This window comes from Methanolobus mangrovi, assembly GCF_031312535.1.
Taxonomy (GTDB): domain Archaea; phylum Halobacteriota; class Methanosarcinia; order Methanosarcinales; family Methanosarcinaceae; genus Methanolobus; species Methanolobus mangrovi.
Genome location: NZ_CP133594.1, coordinates 1,332,941 through 1,351,243 on the forward strand (window position 1 = coordinate 1,332,941; position 18,303 = coordinate 1,351,243).

Annotated in this window: 18 protein-coding genes and 1 other RNA gene; 11 read left to right on the forward strand and 8 right to left on the reverse strand. The window is 41.0% G+C overall.

The features are described from left to right. Positions 1–226: 226 nt before the first annotated feature. From RE476_RS06320 to RE476_RS06340, 5 genes are all read left to right on the forward strand, one after another. The gene (locus tag RE476_RS06320) at positions 227–1,669 is read left to right on the forward strand and encodes a PAS domain S-box protein (RefSeq protein WP_309306810.1); all 1,443 of its coding nucleotides are present in this window, start codon (positions 227–229) and stop codon (positions 1,667–1,669) included. A gap of 224 nt (positions 1,670–1,893) precedes the next feature. Further along, complete coding sequence (oadA, locus tag RE476_RS06325; protein ID WP_309306811.1) at positions 1,894–3,621, forward strand: sodium-extruding oxaloacetate decarboxylase subunit alpha; 1,728 nt, start codon at positions 1,894–1,896, stop codon at positions 3,619–3,621. A gap of 10 nt (positions 3,622–3,631) precedes the next feature. Further along, on the forward strand, positions 3,632–5,113 hold the full coding sequence (locus RE476_RS06330) for an acetyl-CoA carboxylase biotin carboxylase subunit (protein WP_309306812.1): 1,482 nt from the start codon (positions 3,632–3,634) through the stop codon (positions 5,111–5,113). A 61-nt stretch (positions 5,114–5,174) separates the two neighbouring features. After that, complete coding sequence (locus RE476_RS06335) at positions 5,175–6,146, forward strand: biotin--[acetyl-CoA-carboxylase] ligase (protein ID WP_309306813.1); 972 nt, start codon at positions 5,175–5,177, stop codon at positions 6,144–6,146. 158 nt (positions 6,147–6,304) lie between these two features. Next, a complete protein-coding gene (locus tag RE476_RS06340) occupies positions 6,305–6,751 on the forward strand; it encodes an S-layer protein domain-containing protein (RefSeq protein WP_309306814.1) in 447 nt (148 codons plus the stop codon). A gap of 27 nt (positions 6,752–6,778) precedes the next feature. On the opposite strand, the gene RE476_RS06345 is transcribed toward RE476_RS06340, so the two are convergent. The 5 genes from RE476_RS06345 to RE476_RS06365 form a co-directional block, all read right to left on the reverse strand. Continuing rightward, positions 6,779–7,702, reverse strand: a complete 924-nt coding sequence (locus RE476_RS06345) for a coiled-coil protein (RefSeq protein WP_309306815.1) — start codon at positions 7,700–7,702, stop codon at positions 6,779–6,781. After that, positions 7,699–8,376: a hypothetical protein gene (locus RE476_RS06350; RefSeq protein WP_309306816.1), complete on the reverse strand. Its 678-nt coding sequence runs from the start codon at positions 8,374–8,376 to the stop codon at positions 7,699–7,701. Before RE476_RS06350 ends, RE476_RS06345 begins: the two co-directional genes overlap by 4 nt. A gap of 18 nt (positions 8,377–8,394) precedes the next feature. Then, entirely contained in the window at positions 8,395–8,685 is a 291-nt protein-coding gene (locus RE476_RS06355; protein ID WP_309306817.1) for a DUF424 domain-containing protein, read from the reverse strand. Between the two features lie 12 nt (positions 8,686–8,697). Beyond that, complete coding sequence (locus RE476_RS06360; RefSeq protein WP_309306818.1) at positions 8,698–10,788, reverse strand: minichromosome maintenance protein MCM; 2,091 nt, start codon at positions 10,786–10,788, stop codon at positions 8,698–8,700. Positions 10,789–10,873: 85 nt separating this feature from the next. Beyond that, on the reverse strand, positions 10,874–11,587 hold the full coding sequence (locus tag RE476_RS06365) for an RNA methyltransferase (RefSeq protein WP_309306819.1): 714 nt from the start codon (positions 11,585–11,587) through the stop codon (positions 10,874–10,876). A 266-nt stretch (positions 11,588–11,853) separates the two neighbouring features. Here RE476_RS06365 and RE476_RS06370 point away from each other — a divergent pair, with 266 nt between their 5' ends. The 5 genes from RE476_RS06370 (at position 11,854) to RE476_RS06390 (ending at position 16,381) form a co-directional block, all read left to right on the forward strand. Then, positions 11,854–12,648, forward strand: a complete 795-nt coding sequence (locus RE476_RS06370) for a disulfide reductase (protein WP_309309567.1) — start codon at positions 11,854–11,856, stop codon at positions 12,646–12,648. Position 12,649: 1 nt separating this feature from the next. After that, positions 12,650–13,894, forward strand: coding sequence for a (Fe-S)-binding protein (locus tag RE476_RS06375; RefSeq protein ID WP_309306821.1), 1,245 nt, complete (start codon positions 12,650–12,652; stop codon positions 13,892–13,894). Between the two features lie 71 nt (positions 13,895–13,965). Next, positions 13,966–14,604, forward strand: coding sequence for a DUF116 domain-containing protein (locus tag RE476_RS06380; RefSeq protein WP_309306823.1), 639 nt, complete (start codon positions 13,966–13,968; stop codon positions 14,602–14,604). Further along, the gene (locus RE476_RS06385; RefSeq protein WP_309306824.1) at positions 14,597–15,217 is read left to right on the forward strand and encodes a DUF116 domain-containing protein; all 621 of its coding nucleotides are present in this window, start codon (positions 14,597–14,599) and stop codon (positions 15,215–15,217) included. The genes RE476_RS06380 and RE476_RS06385 overlap by 8 nt, the downstream gene beginning before the upstream one ends. 24 nt (positions 15,218–15,241) lie before the next feature. Beyond that, positions 15,242–16,381, forward strand: a complete 1,140-nt coding sequence (locus RE476_RS06390; protein WP_309306825.1) for a geranylgeranyl reductase family protein — start codon at positions 15,242–15,244, stop codon at positions 16,379–16,381. A 9-nt stretch (positions 16,382–16,390) separates the two neighbouring features. Here RE476_RS06390 and rnpB read toward each other — a convergent pair. Beyond that, an RNA gene (gene rnpB / locus RE476_RS06395) (RNase P RNA component) lies at positions 16,391–16,773 on the reverse strand. A gap of 174 nt (positions 16,774–16,947) precedes the next feature. Between rnpB and RE476_RS06400 the strand changes: the two genes are divergently transcribed. Further along, on the forward strand, positions 16,948–17,178 hold the full coding sequence (locus RE476_RS06400) for a hypothetical protein (RefSeq protein ID WP_309306826.1): 231 nt from the start codon (positions 16,948–16,950) through the stop codon (positions 17,176–17,178). A gap of 14 nt (positions 17,179–17,192) precedes the next feature. Here RE476_RS06400 and RE476_RS06405 read toward each other — a convergent pair whose 3' ends face one another. Together RE476_RS06405 and RE476_RS06410 are read right to left on the reverse strand one after the other, a co-directional pair. Further along, positions 17,193–17,438: a hypothetical protein gene (locus tag RE476_RS06405; RefSeq protein ID WP_309306827.1), complete on the reverse strand. Its 246-nt coding sequence runs from the start codon at positions 17,436–17,438 to the stop codon at positions 17,193–17,195. A gap of 59 nt (positions 17,439–17,497) precedes the next feature. Beyond that, positions 17,498–18,049 (reverse strand): TMEM165/GDT1 family protein, encoded by a 552-nt coding sequence (locus RE476_RS06410; RefSeq protein ID WP_309306828.1) that lies wholly within the window; start codon positions 18,047–18,049, stop codon positions 17,498–17,500. Between the last annotated feature and the right edge of the window lie 254 nt (positions 18,050–18,303).

Genomic DNA, 18,303 nt, shown 5'->3' on the forward strand with positions numbered 1-18,303 from the left:
TATATTTAGCATATAAATATTTGTATTTTTATTATAAACTTTAGTTGAAGACTGTCACGGGATTCGGATATGTGAAAGAAAGCCACACTGTTAACGACATCTTTATATATTGATTATTAACGCTTTAACAAAGCAAAAATGGATGCAAAATGAAATACCTCAAAACTATTAACTTTGTGTTCTATTGCGTCACATTTATCAGAGAGAAACAATACATAGTATATAAGTGGAAATATACAAAGAAGAACATCGCCTGATCAAAAATCTTCTGAAGGACAATCCTCGTGGCCTTAGTGTAACTGATATTTCCAAAAAAATAGGAATAAACAGAAATACTGTTGCTAAATATTTAGAGATCCTTCGCATAAGTGGACATGTTGAAATGGAGTCCATTGGTACTGCAAAGGTATATTTCTTATCCCAGAGGATACCTGTCTCTACATTACTTGATTTTTCTTCAGATAATATAGTAGTAATAGATAGTGAGCACAAAGTCATTCAGGCAAATGACAGATTTGCCGAGTTAGTCAACATTCCCAAAAAAGATTTTAGAGACAGACGAATCGATGATGTACCCATATCAATGCTATCAAATCGGACACTGATAGAAAAGATAGATGAAGGTCTGAAAGGAAAAGAACTGGTGGAGATCTTTGACCTTATCGTAAAGAATGAACTGTGTTTTTTCAAAACAAAAATAATTCCTTCAACGTTTGATGATGGGGAAGCGGGCGTAACCCTGATTATGGAAAACATAACAGAAGACGTTAACTCGCACAATACTTTAAAAGAACAACAGGAGATACTAGAAAATAGGGTTTCTGAAAGAACAGCAGAACTTGAAAGATCAAATGAATTACTAAAAAAAGAGATTACAGAAAGAAAAAAAGCAGAGGAACGAATTCTAGAGGAAAATACAAAAGCTCAGACCTATCTTGATGTTGCAGGCGTACTTATAATAGTGCTGGACGAAAATCAAAATTGCACCCTAATAAACAAAAAAGGACTCGAAATACTTGAATGTGCGAATGAGGACATCATTGGAAAGAACCTGAACGATAATTTTATCCTTGAATCAGAGAGGAATGATGTTCATGAGAGATGCTGCAGAATTTTGAATGATGGCTGTGAAATTAATTGTGAAAGCCACATTATCACACCCACTGGTAAAGAGAAACTTATCAAATGGATAAATGCAAGCATTAAAGATAAAAATGGAAACATTCATGGAATAATCGTATCTGGGCAAGATATCAGTGAGCAAAGAAGAATCGAAAATGAACTGAAGGAAAGTGAACAAAAATACCGCCTTCTTGCTGATAACACCCTTGATAGTATCTGGAAAATGGACAAAAACCTTGTATTTACCTATGCTAACCCTGCTACAAACTTAATAACAGACCTTGGTCCTGAGGATTTCATAGGAACTAAACTTCATGATCATTTCCCTGAAAGTGAAATGAAAAAAATGATGGAAATAATGTCCTCTTCTATGGAACACAGGCCTGATGGAAACTTTACAAAAATGGAAACAGTCATATATGATACAAAAAGAAACCTTGTACCAATAGATATCTATGCTAAAATGTTATTTGATGAGAATGGAGATTTTTGCGGATTGCAGGGAACAACCAGAAAAAGAACCAATGTTAATACGTCACATGAGTGAATATTAATATACAGTAAATTACTTTTTATTTACTTTTAATTATACTTTTTGTAGTTGTTGATTTTTTTAATTTACTACCAGATGTGACATGAAAATATATAAGCAGTCACCAGAAACTACATAAAAGAACATGATATATAAGGTACAATTTCATCTGCAAGAAGTTAGATGATTCACTATTATAATTAACCGCTCACAATTATATAGATTCCCGGAGGATTCCCATGAAAGTAAAAATCACTGAAACTATTCTTCGAGATGCGCATCAATCCCTCATTGCCACTAGAATGCGCACCCGTAACATGCTTCCAATTGTGGATAAGCTTGATGAAGTTGGATACTATTCACTTGAGATGTGGGGTGGAGCAACATTTGACAGCTCCATAAGATATCTCAACGAGGACCCATGGGAAAGATTAAGGGACCTGAAAAAACATATGAAGGAAACCCCTGCACAGATGCTCCTCAGAGGTCAGAACCTGGTAGGATACAGGCATTATTCCGACGATGTTGTAGAAAAGTTCGTTAAGAAAGCCCATGAGAATGGTATTGATATCTTCAGGGTATTTGATGCTGTAAACGATGTCCGCAACATGGAAAAAGCAATTACTGTTGCTAAAAAGGAAGGAGCTCATGTACAGGGAACAATAGCCTACACCATCAGTCCTGTCCATACGATTGACAAATATGTAGAACTGGCAACTGAACTTGCAGAGCTGGAATGTGATTCCCTGTGTATCAAGGATATGGCAGGTCTCATATCACCACAGCAGGCATATGACCTTGTAAAAGCACTGAAGTCAGAAGTGAACCTTCCTGTGGATCTGCACGCACACTGCACATCAGGAATGGCACCTATGAGCTACACTGCAGCATGCAGAGCAGGCGTTGATATATTAGATACTGCACTCTCCCCCTTTGCATGGGGAACATCACAACCGCCAACTGAATCGATCGTGGCCGCACTCGCTGAAACAAAGCGTGCTACAGGACTTGACCTTGAACTGATATCTGAAATATCACAGTATTTCAAGGAAATCAAAGAACACTACCGCTGTATACTTGATCCTATATCCGAGCAGGTTGACACCAATGTCCTGCTTTACCAGATACCAGGAGGAATGCTGTCAAACCTCGTATCCCAGCTCAAAGAGCAGAATGCGCTGGATAAGTTCAATGAGGTTCTCAAGGAAATGCCACTTGTACGTGCAGAACTTGGATACCCACCGCTTGTTACACCTACCAGCCAGATAGTAGGAACCCAGGCAGTACTCAATGTACTCATGGGCGAGAGATACAAGGTAATTCCAAAGGAAGTAAAAGATTATGTTCGCGGCCTTTACGGAAGACCACCGCAGAAGATAAGCGCCGAGATAATTGCAAAGATAATCGGCGAAGATGAACCGATCACCTGCCGACCTGCCGACCTTCTCCAGCCGGAATATGAGAAGATGAAGAAGGAAGCGGAAGAGATGGGCATCATAAAGAAAGAAGAGGATATCCTCACTTACATACTCTATCCTGCAATAGCTCCGGCATTCCTGAAAGGTGAACTTGAAGAAGAAGACCTTACACCTATCATGGAGAAAAGACACCCATGTGCTACAGCAGACGTTTCCGGCATACCAACTGAATACAAGGTGGAAGTTGACGGAGAAGTTTTCAATGTAAAGGTAAATCCTGTCGGCGGTTCTGTTAAAGTCGTTGAAGCAGATGAGAAGCCAACTGCAGATTCCGTACCCGGAGCCGTTACAAGTCACATGCAGGGAATGGTACTTTCCATAAAGGTCCAGATCGGAGATTCCATTGAAGAAGGCGACACGGTCTGCGTCATTGAAGCTATGAAAATGGAAAATGCAATCCATGCGCCACATGGAGGAACTGTCAAAGCCATTCTTATTTCAGATGGTGATGCTGTCAAATCCGGCGATGTACTAATGAGTATAGAGTAGGTGAACAGGTATGTTCAAGAAAGTACTGGTAGCCAACCGAGGTGAAATCGCCATCCGTGTAATGCGTGCATGTCGTGAACTTGGTGTTCAGACTGTGGCAGTGTACTCTGAAGCTGATAAGAATGCCCTTTTTGCAAAATATGCAGATGAGGCATATAGTATCGGCCCTGCGCCTTCCAGCCAGAGTTACCTCAATGGCGACAAGATCATAGAAGTTGCACTTGAATGCGGAGCAGAGGGTATTCACCCAGGATACGGATTCCTATCTGAGAACAGTAAATTCGCCCGCAAGTGCGAGGAAGCAGGAATTACATTCATAGGACCATCAAGCAAGTCCATTGAACAGATGGGAAGTAAGATCGCCGCCAGGAATACCATGATAGCCGCAGGTGTTCCGGTAGTACCAGGGACAAATGAGGCCATATCCGACCCGGAGAAAGCAGCGGATATCGCAGATGGTATCGGTTATCCAGTTATAATCAAAGCATCTGCCGGTGGCGGCGGCATAGGAATGAAAATAGTACATTCCAGAAAGGATTTTCACAATGCCCTTAATTCCATACAGTCTGTGGCGGAATCGGCTTTTGGAGACTCAACTGTTTTTATTGAGAAATATGTAGAAGAACCAAGACATATTGAATTCCAGATACTTGCAGACAAGTATGGAGATGCAGTATATGTCATGGAAAGGGAATGCTCCATACAGCGCAGGCACCAGAAACTCATTGAAGAGGCTCCATCTCCCGTAATGACACCTGAGCTTCGTAAACAGATGGGAGAAACTGCGGTCAAGGCTGCAAAGGCAATAGGATACGAGAACGCAGGAACTGTTGAGTTCCTTTACTCCAAAGGAGATTTCTATTTCCTTGAAGTCAACACCAGACTACAGGTAGAACATACCATCAGCGAAATGATTACCGGCATAGACCTCGCAAAGCAGCAGCTCCATATTGCATGTGGTGAGAAATTACCATTCAAGCAGGAAGATATTAGCATAAGAGGTTGGGCAATTGAATGTCGCCTTAACGCTGAAGATCCACTCAATGACTTCGCACCATCCCCCGGAAAAATAAGAAGATATCGTTCCGCAGGCGGACCAGGCATCAGGGTCGACAGTGGAGTTCATATGGGATACACCATTTCACCGTACTACGACTCCATGATCTCAAAACTCTGTGCATGGGGAAGTACCAGGGATGAAGCCATTGACAGGATGCAACGTGCACTTTATGAATACGTGGTCGTAGGAGTCACAACCAATATCCCATTCCATAAGGCAGTACTGAAACATCCTGCATTCAGGGAAGGAAAACTTACAACACACTTCATAGAGGACAACAATATCATAGAAGATGTGAAAAAGGTTGTTGAGGAAGATTCCGCCAAAGGTGCCACCCTGGCATCAGTACTTGATAACAAGGACCAGAAAATTGCTGCTGTCACCGCTGCTGTGGGCTCATATGTAAATGCTGCCAAAAAACAGACAAAGTAATAAACCTTTGGCAACAACATATAATATGGTGGGGAGTAAACATTCGTATGGTGGAATGCCTGTGAATGACAACAGAAAAGAGATTATAAGATTGTTAAGACAATCTGAAGGAAATCCGGTTTCAGGTCAGGATATAGGGGAAAAACTGGGCATATCCAGAGCAATGGTCTGGAAGTATGTGAGGAACCTCAGAAAAGAAGGATATGACATCCGTTCTTCTCCAAAAACAGGATATATACTTGATGCATATCCGGACAGAATAGACCCTGATGAGCTAAAAGCTATCTTGAAGACAAGTCTTATAGGAACTGATGTCCGATACTATTCGGACTTAGAGTCTACCAACAATACAGCCAGGGAAATTGCAACTAGATCGCCGGAAGGCACCGTAGTAATTGCGGAGACGCAGAGAAAGGGTCGCGGACGCATGGGGACCGAATGGCAATCTATCCCCGGCGGCATATGGTTGTCCCTTATACTCAAACCGTCTGTACCACTTGATAATGTCTCAAAGATAACACTCGTAGCTGGCATTGCAGTAACAAATACACTGAGAAATGCTGGAATTGATGCACGCATCAAATGGCCAAATGATGTATTAGTTAGAGGCAGGAAAATATGCGGAATACTCACCGAGGTCAGCGCCGAAGTTGAAAAGGTGGATTACGTCATCCTTGGTATCGGGATAAATGCAAATGTCAAACTTGTTGATTTTAGAGAAGATATAAGACTTAATTCCACAAGTATTTCCAATGAAATAGGAAAAGTAATTAACAGAACCGCTTTTATCGCATCGCTTCTTTATGAACTTGAACAGCAGTATATAATGTTCAAAACCCGGAAATTCACTGATATCATTGACGAATGGATAAATCTCTCTGATACTATCGGGAAAGAAGTAAAGATCAAAACACCAAATAAACTCATTGAAGGCAAAGCTGTGGGAATTACTGAAAACGGAGCGATTGTCGTCCTTGACAGAAACAATGAGAGACAGGAGATCATTGCAGGTAATTGCCGCTATCGTAATTGACTTTATGATGTGATACTTTGATGCCGCACTCAAAAAGAACCTGCAATATCATCATTGCATTTCTGCTTTTTATTTCAATAATAACATCGGTGTGTGCTGAACCCCTATTTATAAATGAATATAATGAACCTTTGATCATAAGAGAGCATAGCGAACCTTTGTTAATAAACGGAACCGGAATATTTCTGACAACCGGTGATTCATGGGATTTCTATCAGGGTTATACCTTAACTATCAAGAGTGTCAATATTGAACAAAAGCAAGTGTGGATCAAACTCCTGCATGAAGATGAACTCCTTAAAGAAGCGATCCTGTCAGAAGATGCTACTTTTGTCTATACTAAAGACCATGAAATACTGAACATTACCATGGATACTATATATGCAAGTCCCGGTGGAGAACTCGTTACTTTCAAACCAGTATACCAATACCAGGACAGTGATTTTCCGGAACCTGTAACCTCAGACGATGATGAGAATGTAAATCAAAGCATCGATAATCAGACTCCCGGAAACAGCACCAATAACCAGACAAGCGGATTTACAATATTCCAGGTAATTGCATCCATATCAGTTTTACTGGCATGCAGACGCTTTGTAAATTAAGCAAAAATAGGAAATATGGAAAGGAGATTAGAATTTCAGATCGCCTTTCTCCATTAATACTTTAAGGTCTTCAAGACTCAGACGACCACTCTTCTCCAGCTTCTCTTTGGCAACAACAAGATGCTCTTCCTGCTTCTTATCATCCTTTTCAACCTGGATATCATTGAGTTTCTCAAGATAAACACCAAGCTCATCCCTAAGAGCAGCGATCTTCTTCTTAAGAGGGTCGATCTTTTCCCTGATGGGGGCAGTAATAGCATATTTTTCTGAGATCAGTTTGTGAGCTTCATCAGCAGCTTTTCTCAATTCATCAGCTTGATTATAGAGATCGATCATTTCAAGATGGTATTTCTGAGATTCTTCTGCAAGTTTTCCAATTTCATCGCCAAAGTCTTCCTTTGATTCAAACACATCTTTTGAAGCTTCATATGTTTTCATTAGCTTCAGATGAATATCATTTGCATCAAATGCTGCTCCGAGACGCTCTTTAAGTTCAAGTAACCTGCCAAACAGATCCACCTCATGATTCAATGGAATATCAGCATTCAGGAAAAGGTCAAGGTCTGCAGCATAGGCTTTTGAAAGTGTCTCAACGCTTCCCTTAGACAACTTATTGAGGTCATCTCTTTTCGTTTTAAGTTCACTGATATCATCTGAGAATTTACGTGACTTTTCATGAACCTCATTCCTTGAAGATTTCAAAGCAGCTATCTTTGCATTGATAGAGTCTCTCTTGGCTTTGACATCCCGTGCTTTTGCCACCAGACCCTTTACCTTGGAATTAAAAGCATCACGCTTTACTTTCAGATCATCTGTGTTGGTACGATGAAGTTTGAGTTCCCTGAAGATACTTTTAAGCTCACGTTCATGGTGATCTACCTGAGTACGAAGGTCATTCGCTTTGTTCTTCAGTTCTTTTTCATTCATTGAAGAGATATCTATATCTGTCATGCTTTGACATCTCCCACATCAGCAGTTATGGGTTGTTTTTCCCAGTAATCCAATGCCTCTGTATGACTCTTAATCCTGTTCTCCAGCCATTTATATCTTGGAGATATTTCGTTCATTTCCCCCTCAAGTGAAGAGATGGAATTATTGTAGCTCTCCTCAGAACTATCAATTGAACTTAATTCCATTTTTGAACTAAGAGCCTGCCTGATCCTTTCCTGTATAGCATTAAGACGATCGTTAATCCCAGATGCTTTCGAGTCAAGAGAAGAGACACTCTGCAAAATAGAATCTACCTGTTTTTGTTCCTCATCAAGAGTAAGTGAACCTTTTACCTTTGAAAGCTTCTCTTTGGCGGAGTCCATTGCACGGGAAAATTCGTTATTATCGGAAATAGAGTCACTCAGTTCATCAAGCAACTTTTCTGCCTGATGATAGAACAATTGTCTTTTCTCAGTTAATATCTCTACTTTTTCCAGAACATCTTCCCTGTTCTTTTTAGAGGACTCGATACTTTCCAGAACTACTTTCATCTTATTTCCGAGTTCATCGAATTCAGAAGCATATTCATCTATGAATTTCTTATGCTTCTGCACAACTCCTCCAATCAGCCCTTTTCTGTCAAAGGTGTTTAGCGCATTATTCTCTGCGCCCGAAACTGCCATCTCATCATTCATAATAAAACCTCGTAGCATCTATACCCTGAATACCTGAGCATGTGCTACTTCATTAATGATCATTACATTGTTTTTATTTACAACACCGGACCTAACGGCACATGAAACTGCCTTTTCACCAAAGATGTTGACATTTGATGCTTTTGATATAACGTCAATAGCATCTTCCTCTGATATTAGTTCCCCTTTATAGAATTCTTCTGTTATTGTAACAGTGATATTTCCTTCTTTAAGAGTTTTTCCTATCAGTTCCCGGTCACACAAAGCAACAATACTGGTGTCACCTGATTTATGGATCTTGATATACATAGCATCACTTCTTCAAACTACTTTTACATGTTCTTTGTCGGGTTTTATCAGGTCACCGGAACGTCTCATCTTGGATATCAGCTCTTCTGCGTGCTGATGATCTATCTGCTGATTCTGGGCTTCTGCATAGACCTCTTCAAGCGGTGCTTTTCCACCAGGATGCTTTTCACCGACCATTTTGATAATTTCTTTGATAATCTTTATCTTATCCCTCTGGCTCTTACTTGTACCGGAAGCTATTATGTCCACATCGAATGCCCCGGTATCAGGATCAACACCGACCTGTCGTAGACAGGAATAGACTATCTTGGTCGTTCTTTTGGCATCATCCATTGTCGCAACATTACTGAGCCTAAGACGCGCACTTGCCTCTGCAAGTCTTACAAGAGCCTCAAGCTGACGTGCAGTAACAGGCACAGGAGCATCTTTCCCATCCCCCATCTTTCGCAGGTCCATGTAGAACTTGACAAGATGTTCACGTGCCTCCTGCTCCATTACGGGAAAAATATTCCTTCTCGAATAGGCAACATACTTCCTGAGCATATCGGCATCAATGACAGGTTTGATAACTTCCATATGTTCATCGACCTGTTCCTGAGTAATAATGCTTGAAGGCATGTTCTTACGCTGTTCTGAAAGTTCACCAGCATAATGTGACTTGAGAATGTGTTTGGCTATCCTTGAATCCATATCCTCGTTGGGCGTATCCAGCATAACAAATATCATATCAAATCTTGAGATCAGGGCAGGAGGCATGTTTATCTGCTGAGCTATGCCCTCATACCTGTCAAAACGCCCATATTTTGGATTTGCAGCACCAAGAAGTGCACATCGTGATTTCAGTGTGGCAAGAATACCTGCTTTTGCAACACTTATTGTCTGCTGTTCCATTGCCTCGTGGAGTGCACTCTTATCCTCTGTGCTCATCTTGTCCATTTCGTCCACTGCAGCGATACCCATGTCTGCCATGACAAGAGCACCTGCTTCCAATGTCCATCGGCCATCTCCCAGATCATCTTTTACTGCTGCAGCAGTAAGACCACTTGAAGACGCACTCTTACCTGATGCAAACACGCCTCTTGGAGAGAGCTTTACCATATAACGAAGCATCTGACTTTTTGCAACACCAGGATCTCCCACAAAGAGCATGTGAATATCACCACGTACCCTGGAACCATCGGGCAGATGTTTGGCAACACCTGAGAACAGTTGAAGTGAAAGGGCTTCTTTCACATCTTCATAACCATAAATTGAAGGAGCTATGGACCCTATTACTTTATTATATATTTCCGGGTCACGACTCATCGCAAGGATCTCTTCTTCCTCTTCCGGACTTATCTCGAGTTCATCAAATTCCAGATCCATGTATTCTATGGAATTGGCATGTAAGACCAGATCATAGAAAGGAGATTTGCCTTCACGAGTAGTTCTCTGGTGAGAACGTAAGACCCCATTGATGATGACACGATCTCCTGGTTTCACAATACCTGCCAGGTCATCTTCAATATCTACATCAAGACTTTGAGGTTGTGAACCGCCTTTAAGGTTCTCAGGAGATTCCTGTATCTGGAGTTTCTGGGCATCAATAAAAACAGACTGGTTTATGACTATTTTGAACGGACCATTACGGCCACAGGATTCATTTTCACACCCAACAGGTTCTACAAATTTAACCTCGGTCTGTGGGATCATTGTCACATGTTCACAACGCATACACTGGAATGCAGCTTCGAGAACCTTCGGACGTACTTCTGTCGCCTTACGGATCATACCATCAATGGCAACAAACTGGAGAAGGTGCTTGCTACGAAGATCCCTGTTAGGTATCTTATTTGGTATCCTTACAAAACGTACCCTTGTATCATCCAGAGTTTTCTCAACAGGAAGATCTATCTGACGCAGCGCATTGTTAGCACTGGGCATTACCTCATCAGGATTTATAAGAAGCTCACTGGCAAGTTCCCTATCAAATATTTCAAGATCGGGGAACTCAACTTCCAGACTACGCTGATCAGGATAATTGTTCGCAAGATCCAGAACACTATCCCAATAATATTTTTTAAGGAACACTACGAATTTTTCGTCCCACTTACCTTCAGTCATGGTTACACAATATTAGTTAAAAATCATTTAGGGAATCCAACATAGCCTTCAAATGATATGAACATTTCGAAACATACCCATTATACTATTCTTCATCCTGCTTGCACTCACTATCATAACGCCTCTGGATCTTACGCATGATACCATGAAGCGTATGCACTTCACGAGGAAGCAGACATGCTCTCCCGAATATTCTCTTTAACATCAGTTTGGTCTTTTCCCTTTTATGCACAGGATAATCAATATTGTCAATAAGCTCTGATAGATGCTCATACAGTAATCTCATATCCAGAGAATCTGCCAGCGGAGTATCACCAACTTTGATATCACTGAACTCGTAAAGGACAACAGCTACTGCATGGGATAAGTTCATGACCGGATATATATCAGATGTGGGAATCGTCATGATCAGATCGCACTTTTTAAGCTCGTCTCTGGCAAAACCATGATCCTCTCTTCCAAAGAGTATCGCAACCCTGCCACTCATGCCCTTAAGACGTTCTTTTATCTCCACCGGGGAATATCCGGGAACCCTTAAATGCAGGTCAAATCTCGAACCTGATATACCGGTAGTACCTATAACAATACTGCAATCATCAATAGCCTCTTCAAGAGTTGTGACTATCCTTGCATTAGCCAGTATATCTCTTGCATGTGAGGACATAGCCCTTGCTTCACCTTCAAGTTTACAGGGATTTACAAGTACCAGGTCTGAGAAACCAAAATTTTTCATTGCTCTTGTGACAGAACCTACATTTCCCTGATAAAGGGGCTCAACAAGTACTACTCTGAAATCCATTTGAACGATACAACCGTTGCATCTTGTTTATGATTTGCACTACTTAAGTATGTGACAGCATATAAGGTTAATTAACCAGAAATATTTCCGTGTGCATGAATTTTGAGCAACAAAGTGTCTACTGATATAGATTTCTTTGATGAAAATCTTTAAATAATATCGACACCACAATCATGCAAACCGAACCGGTTACTTATAAGTAAAAAATGATTTCAATTCTCGTAATAATTATACTTATATAGATATCAGGAGAAAACTAAATGGCTATGGATTATTTTGCAGGCGTAACTGACGCCTTAAGACTTACTTTTGTGCAGGTTATGATTATGGCGAACCTGTCCATTGGTATTTTCATTATAGGAATGTATATAAACTTAAAGAAGTGGGGTATGGGCTCCACAGGCTATGGTGCAGCACCTTCAAAAAGCATTTTAGCCTTCCCTAAGATGCTCATGTACCAGATGAGCGAGCACGCCCATGTCCACAACCAATCTGTTCTGGAAACATTTGTTCTTGACATAGTCTTCCAGAGAAGGATACTGAGAAGAAGCCCTCTCAGATGGTTCATGCACTTCACTATTTTCGTTGGCTGGATGGTCCTTTTTGTAATGTCACTTGCTATGTTCCTTGTGGAAATGATACACATGGTCGGCGAGAAAGTAGGATATGCACATTCACTTCCTGAATTTATGAGCCCTGAGGTCTTCAGAGAGCTCCTTGCAGTACCAAACGATGTATTCAGTTACATTCTGCTTATCGGAATAATTATCGCAATCTACAGAAGACTTTTTGTTGCAAAGGTAAGAGAAGCCACAATTGCATATGACTCAGTCCTTCTTATCGGTCTTACTGTAATCACAATATCAGGATTCATTGCAGACGGCATCAGGACCGGCAGATTCTGGGCACTTGGCATAGATGACCCTACTATAGCACCACCAATGGCGCTTTTCCACGTAATTATCTCACTACTGTTCTGTATTGCATACATCCCATTCAGTAAATACATACACATGATTGCAATACCACTCGCACTCCTTGCAAACAAGGGAGGAGAATAAAATGGCAAAACGTGAAACTTCCATTAATACAGAGAATTTTACAGCAGTCCAGCTTATGGAACTGGATTCATGCAGTCGCTGCGGCGAATGTGTGGACTGGTGTCCAACATATGATGCATCAGGAAAAGAACCTGGACTTGCACCAAGAGACAAGATCCTCAGGTGGAGAGAGTACATGAACAAGTCCTACGGACTTCGTGCAAAACTCTTTGGTCCAAAGGAAATACCTGAAGAAGAGATCGAGCAGTTCAAGAATGATGTATATGGCTGTACAACCTGCGGAATGTGTGCAACAGTCTGTGAATCAGCTATCAACACCGTCGAACTCTGGGAATCCATGCGTGCAAACCTTGTAAAGCGTGGAAACGGTCCATTCGGTAAGCAGGGTGCTTTCCTCAAACTAATCGGAGAGTACAAGAACCCTTACATGGAAGACAACAAGAACAGAACCAACTGGTTCCCTGAGGACATCAAGGTCGAAGACAAGGCAGAGATCCTTTACTTCGGAGGATGTACCGCAGAACTTAAACAGAGGAAACTTGCACTTGCAACCACACGTGTACTCAACAAGCTTGGAATCAAATTCACAATGCTCGGTGAAGATGAGATATGCTGTGGATCCGCACTTATCAGAACCGGCCAGTACTTCATCAATGATACTGCAAAGGTAAATGCACAGAAGAACATTGATAATATCAAAGCAAAGGGTGCAAAGACTGTACTCTACGCATGTGCCGGATGTTTCAGAGCATCACTCATTGACTGGCCAAGACTCACAGGAAAGGAACTTCCATTTAAAGTAATGCACATTACAGAGTTCCTGCAGAACCTTATTGAGAAAGGCGAGATCAAATGGGAGAAATCCATTGACAAGAAGGTCACATACCACGACCCATGCCACCTTGGGCGCCACGTAGGCGTATTCGAACCACCAAGAGCTGTTCTGGAAGCAATTCCAGGTATCGAGTTCGTCGAGATGGAAAGAATAGAGAACAACCAGCGCTGCTGTGGTGCTGGTGGTGGAGTGAAAGCAGGTATTCCTGACCTTGCACTCGGTGTTGCTTCAACACGTGTTGAAGATGCACTTGCAACAAAAGCAGACCTCCTTTCAAGTGCCTGCCCATTCTGTAAGAGAAACCTCAGTGACGGAAGGGATGCAATAGGTGCAAAGGAACTTGAAGTAGAGGACGTTGTCGTTCTTACTGCTGAAGCAATGGGAATTGACCTCAGCGACGCACCAGAGTGATTAATTTCACTCTTCCTTTTTTTATTTTTAGGGTAAATTGAATATACTTATTAGTACTATTTACGTTTCTCATGCAAATCCCTTATGAATTACTTGGTAAATTCTTCATAATACTTGCAATTGCTGCATTAGTAGTGTTGGGAATAGCATTATTACTTGGAGCATATAGCTTTAAAAAACAAAGGATACTCTTCCCTAATTTTGTCCTGTTCATTCTTTACCTGTTCTACGGCCCTGCAAAATGGATATGCAGAGTATTTGGTATCAAAGACACCCTGGTTGATGAGATACTGGTAGAAGTACGCAATGCAGTCATGCTTGAAGGGTTTAAGAAGATAAAGGATGGAAGAGTCATATTCCTTCCACAGTGCCTGAGACATCCGAATTGTAAAGCCCGTTGCGACCCCTTAGTGGGCTACGAATGTAAAATGTGTGGCCTTTGTGATATTGGAACCATATGCAAAGCTGCCAAGGAAAAGAATTTCGAAGTTTATGTTATACCAGGAGGGAGCTTTGTGAAAAAAATAATTAAAGCTCATCGGCCTGAAAGCTGTATAGGAGTAGCCTGTTACCCGGAACTGGCGGAATCTATGCAGGGAGCTTCACCCTTTATGATAGTACAGGGAGTTTCACTATTACAGGATGGATGCTATAACACTAAAGTGGATGTTGAGGAAGTGATCAGGAAAATGGAGGAGTGCAATGTATAGAACAATAGGAATTCTGGTTACTATAGTATTCTTACTTTCCATCCTGCTTGCATTCGTTGCGTTGACCGTGAGCCGCATCAGCCTTAACAGGCATGTATGGCTTGCAGGCTTCTTTGCCGGAATACTTGACTTTTTTTATATGCCTTTGAAGTACTTTTTTTATAAGTTCTCAGACCCCAGGATACTTGATAAATGGATGGTATCCCTTAAAAACATCTCAAACAGGAATGATTTCAGGAAAACTCAAAAACGCATGATAATAACCCCACATTGTATGCGTTCCATGGATTGCCCTGCATCCTCCACAAAAACTGGCATACAATGCATTTCCTGTGGAAAATGTATCTTTAGCAAACTTAAGGAAGATGCTGACAAGTATAGATATGACCTGTACATCGTAACAGGCTCTTCATTCGTAAAGCATGTGCTCAAAGAAAAGAACTATGATGCAGCTTTACTAATAGCCTGTGACTATGAACTGAACAAGGTAATGATGGGCCTTAAAGGTAAGAAAATTGTTACTTATGGAATTCCTATGCTCAATGACGGATGCTTCAATACGGAAGTTGAGTATGAAAAGGTAATAGAGACATTGGAAATGCTTTCTGATTAACCCTTTGAGAAATGTGGTGCTCAAATGTATGACCTTATAATCATTGGTGCCGGACCTTCCGGTTCGTCTGCCGGAAGAATAGCAGGAAAAAACGGAATTAAGACACTTATAATTGAGAAGGAGATATTTCCCCGATACAAACCATGTGGAGGAGCATTATCCGAACATGCGATGTCCTATCTTGATTTTAAAATACCGGATGAGATTATCGAAAAGGATATTTTCGGAGGAAGGGTTCGCTTCCGGGGAAAAAGTATAGAATACTTCAAAGATCACCGCCTTTCTGTTATCGTAACAAGAAGCATATTTGACAATTTTCTGCTTGAAAAAGCAAAAGAGACAGGCATTGACATTCATCACGGGGAAAAAGTAACAGACGTATCCCCAAATGGTGCTCATGTTTTAGTTACAACAAATAAAGATAGCTACAAAGCCAGATATGTGGTAATTGCAACCGGCTCACAGGGAAAACTTAAAACTGTGGTTAGAAGAGAGGACAACAAAAGTGAATATGGGGTTTGTCTTGTCACTGAAGTTGAGGAAAAGGATGAAGTTATTGACCAATATATTAAAGATGCTATCGAAATGCACTTTGGTGTATCCGGAGTAGGTTACGGATGGGTATTCCCGCACAAAGGTTATTACTCAGTGGGTGCCGGCAGTGTGATGGCAAAGCATCTCCCATATCCAAAAAAGGCAATGCAAGATTATCTGAAAGTTAATGGGTTCATGGGAGAATACAAACTCAATGGACATGTAATCCCATGTGGCGGCCACAAAAGAAAACTGGTTAAAGGAAGGATAATATTAAGTGGCGATGCAGCAGGCTTTGTTGATGCATTCACAGGTGAAGGACTGGCATATGCTATCCGGTCAGGACAACTTGCCGCGGAGATTATCAAAGAGAATGCAGCAAATGGGTCTGACCTTCAGGAACTTGTAAATTATGAAAACAGATGTTACTCCGAATTTGGCGAGCATCTAAAATATTCACTCATTTTTGCAAAGATAATGCACTACTTCCCCGAACGTTCTTTCAATGCATTTATAAAAGAAACGGACATACTTGACATGTTTCTTGAAGTTGTGACCTTTAACAGAACATATAAAGACCTGGTCAAATGGCTTATATTCAATTTCAAATTCCGCTGGCTTAAAAAATAAGAGTGTATTGAGTGAGGAGAGTAAGCTCCCTTCTGTTAATGCAATACATTCATCCCGCCTGGCAGGATTATGCGCTCCAAAGAGCTGCATTGACGGCATTCGGCTACGCGTCGACAAACTTCGGGAATGGTCTAAACAACCATCGACCCCTACTCCTGACTTGCACCCACGAGGATTCGCCGTTCCATCCGCGATCCATGCGACCTCAGCTTTTCAGCATCATAGCATTAACATGGTACGGTATCGTTTCTGTGCCAGCATGCAGCGAACTGCATGAGTTGCAAAGCAACTGCCCGGGCTCTCGCCCGATGCCCTTTACAGGCATTCGTGTGTTTAGAAGGTGGGGAGACTTTCCTCAGGTCATAAGACCCGGCGGCCGTCCTTCCTCTCTCGGTTATAAAGATGGTATTAAGTGATATATATCTTATTATGAACAAAACCATAAACCATCACAATCAGTAAAATTGCGCACTTCTGTATAAAATAAAATAGAACTGATGTTAATAATTAAAGATAACAACATAACATTTATAATAGATTTGCTAGAAACCTTTAATTGGTAAGATATGAAATACAATAGATACCTCATAGTTGGTATCACTTTACTAACGATACTATTGCTGTTCCTATTCACAGGAGCTGTTTCTCAAACCGAAACAGAGTTGTTTGGACTTGACGGATTAGATTCATACCAACATGGATACAGTACATTATTGTTAGGAATAGGATTGCCTCTTGTGCTGGCAATACTTTATCTATTTACCAGTACGAAAAAAAGCAAATCCCAGGAAAAATAAAAAGTGATTCAGCATTAAAGCTTAAGTACGCCACAGCCGCAGCCGCGATTCAACAGGTAATCTACTTTTGAAATAATCTCTTCCTGATGGAAATCAGATAATTCTTCGAACTCATCCTTATGCTTATCCTTGACGTGCTCTATCATTTTTTCCTTTGCTTTTTTCGGATCGGCATCGATCACAATGAAATCATCATTAAAGCCAAGATCCCTGCATCTTAGTATATGTACTATGATAAAACCTCCCTGATTAAAGTACAAACTCCTACCTTATTAATTTTTGTTTTAACTGCAAAAAAGAGGGCTGTTATCGCCGTACTTCAAAGGAAGAATGAAGCACCGATAACGATGAACAGAATACCTGCAGCTGTTGAGATGGTTCTTTTATTGATTCTCTCCATGAGGATCTTACCAACATATATGGCCATAGAAGACAGGACCAGTAAAGCAAATACAACCCCTATAAACACAAGTACAGGATCGTACTGCGTAGCAAAGAGAGCCGCTGCGAGCTGGGTTTTGTCACCCATTTCAGATACAAGGATGAGACCAAATCCAGATATAAAAGGACTCTTCAGTTCATAGGAGCCATCGTCATCATCCTCTGCCCTGTTCAGGAGTGTTGTCAGACCAAATATTATGAACAGTATGCCGGCACCTATGCGTACATATTCCATCGGAATCCTGTTTGCTATGAAATTCCCTAAAAGGATAGCAAGACCATCCGTCAGTACAAAAGCCAGCATCACACCGGCAAGTAGTGAAACATATTTTGTGGTCTTTGTAGAGAGGACAAGTACTGCAAGCTGGGTTTTGTCACCCAACTCAGCGAGCCCCACCAATAGGAATGGAATAAGAATGTCCTGAATCATGCATCATAAATCCCCAACCTCCTATATAAGATATCTTAAAGTAGCCATGTGAAATTTCGATTTAAATTCAAAATACAAGCAATATTCCAGTAACTGGTATCTGTCCGGTCAGGCTTGGTTGTAACTTTCTTTAATGATAACATATCTGAATTTGTTGATTATACAAATATCCCGGCGTGTCAGGGCAAAATATATAATACGAGATTTATTTGAACTCTTATGATAATTCGATAAACTTAAATACAGAATAACGG

Bases quoted from the DNA above. Each gene is read 5' to 3' on its own strand.
- RE476_RS06330 (WP_309306812.1), top strand. From the start codon at position 3,632: ATGTTCAAGAAAGTACTGGTAGCCAACCGAGGTGAAATCGCCATCCGT.
- RE476_RS06400 (WP_309306826.1), top strand. From the start codon at position 16,948: ATGAAATACAATAGATACCTCATAGTTGGTATCACTTTACTAACGATA.
- RE476_RS06355 (WP_309306817.1), bottom strand. From the start codon at position 8,685: ATGTATATCAAGATCCATAAATCAGGTGACACCAGTATTGTTGCTTTG.
- RE476_RS06390 (WP_309306825.1), top strand. From the start codon at position 15,242: ATGTATGACCTTATAATCATTGGTGCCGGACCTTCCGGTTCGTCTGCC.
- RE476_RS06360 (WP_309306818.1), bottom strand. From the start codon at position 10,788: ATGACTGAAGGTAAGTGGGACGAAAAATTCGTAGTGTTCCTTAAAAAA.
- RE476_RS06345 (WP_309306815.1), bottom strand. From the start codon at position 7,702: ATGACAGATATAGATATCTCTTCAATGAATGAAAAAGAACTGAAGAAC.
- RE476_RS06375 (WP_309306821.1), top strand. From the start codon at position 12,650: ATGGCAAAACGTGAAACTTCCATTAATACAGAGAATTTTACAGCAGTC.
- RE476_RS06380 (WP_309306823.1), top strand. From the start codon at position 13,966: ATGCAAATCCCTTATGAATTACTTGGTAAATTCTTCATAATACTTGCA.
- oadA (WP_309306811.1), top strand. From the start codon at position 1,894: ATGAAAGTAAAAATCACTGAAACTATTCTTCGAGATGCGCATCAATCC.
- RE476_RS06365 (WP_309306819.1), bottom strand. From the start codon at position 11,587: ATGGATTTCAGAGTAGTACTTGTTGAGCCCCTTTATCAGGGAAATGTA.
- RE476_RS06350 (WP_309306816.1), bottom strand. From the start codon at position 8,376: ATGAATGATGAGATGGCAGTTTCGGGCGCAGAGAATAATGCGCTAAAC.
- RE476_RS06385 (WP_309306824.1), top strand. From the start codon at position 14,597: ATGTATAGAACAATAGGAATTCTGGTTACTATAGTATTCTTACTTTCC.
- RE476_RS06410 (WP_309306828.1), bottom strand. From the start codon at position 18,049: ATGATTCAGGACATTCTTATTCCATTCCTATTGGTGGGGCTCGCTGAG.
- RE476_RS06370 (WP_309309567.1), top strand. From the start codon at position 11,854: ATGGATTATTTTGCAGGCGTAACTGACGCCTTAAGACTTACTTTTGTG.